Origin of the sequence: Streptomyces sp. rh34 (assembly GCF_002551245.1) — a bacterium.
Classification (GTDB): Bacteria; Actinomycetota; Actinomycetes; order Streptomycetales; family Streptomycetaceae; genus Streptomyces.
The window spans coordinates 1-2674 of the sequence record NZ_NTGZ01000462.1; the positions used below are offsets into that span (position 1 = coordinate 1).

Genomic DNA, 2674 nt, shown 5'->3' on the forward strand with positions numbered 1-2674 from the left:
GGGCTGGCCCGAGCGGTCGCCGTGCGTACGGTGGGCCGGCGCCGGGAGAGGCAGGTCGCGGGAGCACGCGTCTCCGCGGCCTCCCGTCTCCGGGTGGCCGACACCGCCCGCGGGGTGCGGAAGGAGGCGGTGTGAGCCGCGCGGCAGGACGTCCCGGGCGCGTTCCGCTCCGGCTGCGCCGCGCGCCCGTCCCGTGGGAGCGGCAGGCGCCGACGTGGCGGGAGGCGAAGCCCGCGCTGATCGCGGAGGCCCTGGGGCGTGCGCGAAGCCGGGCTTCCGGCAACTGGTACGTCATCGGCGCCTCGCGCGACCTTCCTCCCGGGCGGCCTCTCGGGGTCACGGTCGGTTCCACCGAAGTGGTGGCGTGGCGCGACGGCGGGGGGAAGCTCCGCACGGGCCCGGGAGCCTGCCCGCATCTGGGGGCGCCGCTGCGCGACAGCCCGGTACGCCACGGCACGCTGGTCTGCCACTGGCACGGGCTGGCCCTGGACGGCGGTCCGTGCGCGGGATGGGAGCCCTATCCGGCCTTCGACGACGGGGTCCTTCTCTGGGTGCGGCTCGACCGGATGGGGGGCGAGCCCCCGTCGGAACGGCCCTATGTGCCGGTTCGGCCGAGGCTGCGGGACGGTGTGGAGGCGGTCTTCTCCGGTGTCGGCCGCTGCGAGCCGGAGGACGTGGTGGCCAACCGCCTCGATCCGTGGCACGGCGCGTGGTTCCACCCGTACTCCTTCGTGGACCTGACCGTGACGGGAACACCCGCCGACGGCCCGGAACACGACGACGCGTTCACGGTCGACGTGTCCTTCAAGGTGGCCGGGCGGCTGGTGGTGCCGGTCCGGGCCCGGTTCACCGCGCCCGGACCCCGTACGGTCGTCATGCACATCGTGGAGGGCGAGGGCGCGGGGTCCGTGGTGGAGACGCACGCCACTCCCCTGGCTCCGGACGAGCGGGGACGGCCCCGAACCGCCGTGACGGAGGCACTGGTCGCGGCGTCGGACCGTCGCGGGTTCACGGTGGCCCGCGCGGCAGCGCCGCTGCTGCGTCCCCTGATGCGCGCTTCGGCCGGCCGGCTGTGGCGGGACGACCTGGCGTACGCGGAGCGGCGCTGGGAACTCCGCGCGGGCGGACGATTCCCGGGCTGAGGGGGGCGCGGGGCCGTTCGTGAGCCCGCGCACTCCTCCGTCAGTCGGCCCCCAGGGCGGCGAGCCGGCGCAGAGCCGCCGAGCGTCCGGTGCGCGGGACGGTCCAGAGCGTCTGCCCGCGTACGCCCCACCGCTCCAGCAGGGCGTTCGCGGCGAGGAATCCGCTGGTCGCCGCGCGTTCCATCAGGGCCACGGGCAGCTCGGTGCGGACCAGGTCCCCGGCCACGGTGACGGCGGGGTCGGGGCTGCGTACCCCCGGCCGGTCGCGGTAGCCGCCCACGGGGAACATCGGGCAGTCCGACCGCCACGCGTGGCGCTCGTCGATGACGCGGGCGCTCCGCGTCTCCGGGTAGATCCGACGCAGTTGGCGCAGCGCCTCGTGCTGTACGGCGGACCGGTCGGCGTCCGGTGCGACGGCGTAGGCGTGCAGTTCGAGGACCGATCCCCTGGTGCGGGCGGCCCAGCGGGCGGCTTCGCCCTCCCATCGGTCCAGGACGCTCACGTTGTCCAGCGGCCCGTAGCCGCTGGTGCCCAGGAAGCCCGGTCGGTCGTGTGCCACGGGCCGGTCCAGCCAGAGCCGTGAGACGAGGAACGGCGGCGCGGTGCGCAGCCGTGCGATCCGGGCGCGCCAGTCGGCGTCGCCCAGGCGTGGCGAGGCGGCGACGAGTCGGCGCAGGCCGCCGCTGTCCAGGGCGAGGACGAGGGCGTCGTAGCGGGTGGTGTGCTCGTCGGTGGTGAGGTCCAGCCCGCCGTCAGGCAGGGGGCGTGCCTGTCGGACCGGCGTCTGTGTCCGTACGTCGACGCCGTGGACTTCCAGGTAGCGGTGCAGCGGGTCCCACAGGGCCGCGGGAAACGGTTCGCCGGGAACGTCGAAGAGCAGGCCCTCGCTGGAGCCGAGGAAGTAGATGTGGAACATCAGCGCCAGTTCGGCCGCCGACAGTTCCCGCGGATCGGAGAAGAAGCTGCGGGAGAACACCTCGAACGCCAGGTGGTGGGCGGCTTTCGGGAAACGGATCCGGGTAAGGAAGTCATGGGCGCTGAGGCCGTCGAGCCGGTCGTAGACGTCGGGCACGCGCACGTCCAGCAGGGGCAGGGCGGCTCGCGGGTTCATCCGGGCGAGGTCGCGCATACCGAAGGTGGGGCTGAGGGCGACGAACCCCAGGGCGCTGAGGGGAGGGGTGCGGGGTACCCGGGCGAAGCTGTCGTGAAGACCTGAGCTGTGCCGCAGGGGGTAGTCGGGCAGCCGGGTCAGCGAGTGGAGTTCCGGGTCGACACGGCGCAGCAGGCCGCGCAGGTTGTAGTACTGGCGGAAGAAGGCGTGGAAGCCGCGGCTCATGGTGACGGTCGTGCCGTCGGCGAGCTCGGTGGGCCATCCCGCCAGCCGTCCGCCCAGGTTGCGTTCGCTCTCGTGGAGGGTGACGCGTGCACCTCGCTCGGCCAGGAGGGTGGCCGCCGCGATCCCGGCGATGCCGCCGCCGACGACCGCCACGGCGGGGGCCCGGCCCGTGAACCGCTGTCTCTTATACACATCT

Annotated in this window: 2 protein-coding genes; one reads left to right on the plus strand and one right to left on the minus strand. The window is 74.3% G+C overall.

Going from position 1 to position 2674, the window contains the following annotated elements; all coding sequences use genetic code 11:
- The first annotated feature begins 131 nt into the window (after positions 1-131).
- Positions 132-1142 (plus strand): DUF5914 domain-containing protein, encoded by a 1011-nt coding sequence (locus tag CR470_RS37205; RefSeq protein ID WP_097872133.1) that lies wholly within the window; start codon positions 132-134, stop codon positions 1140-1142.
- A gap of 40 nt (positions 1143-1182) precedes the next feature.
- Here the strand turns inward: CR470_RS37205 and CR470_RS37210 are convergent, their stop codons facing one another.
- On the minus strand, positions 1183-2670 hold the full coding sequence (locus CR470_RS37210; protein WP_257139061.1) for an NAD(P)/FAD-dependent oxidoreductase: 1488 nt from the start codon (positions 2668-2670) through the stop codon (positions 1183-1185).
- Positions 2671-2674 lie beyond the last annotated feature (4 nt).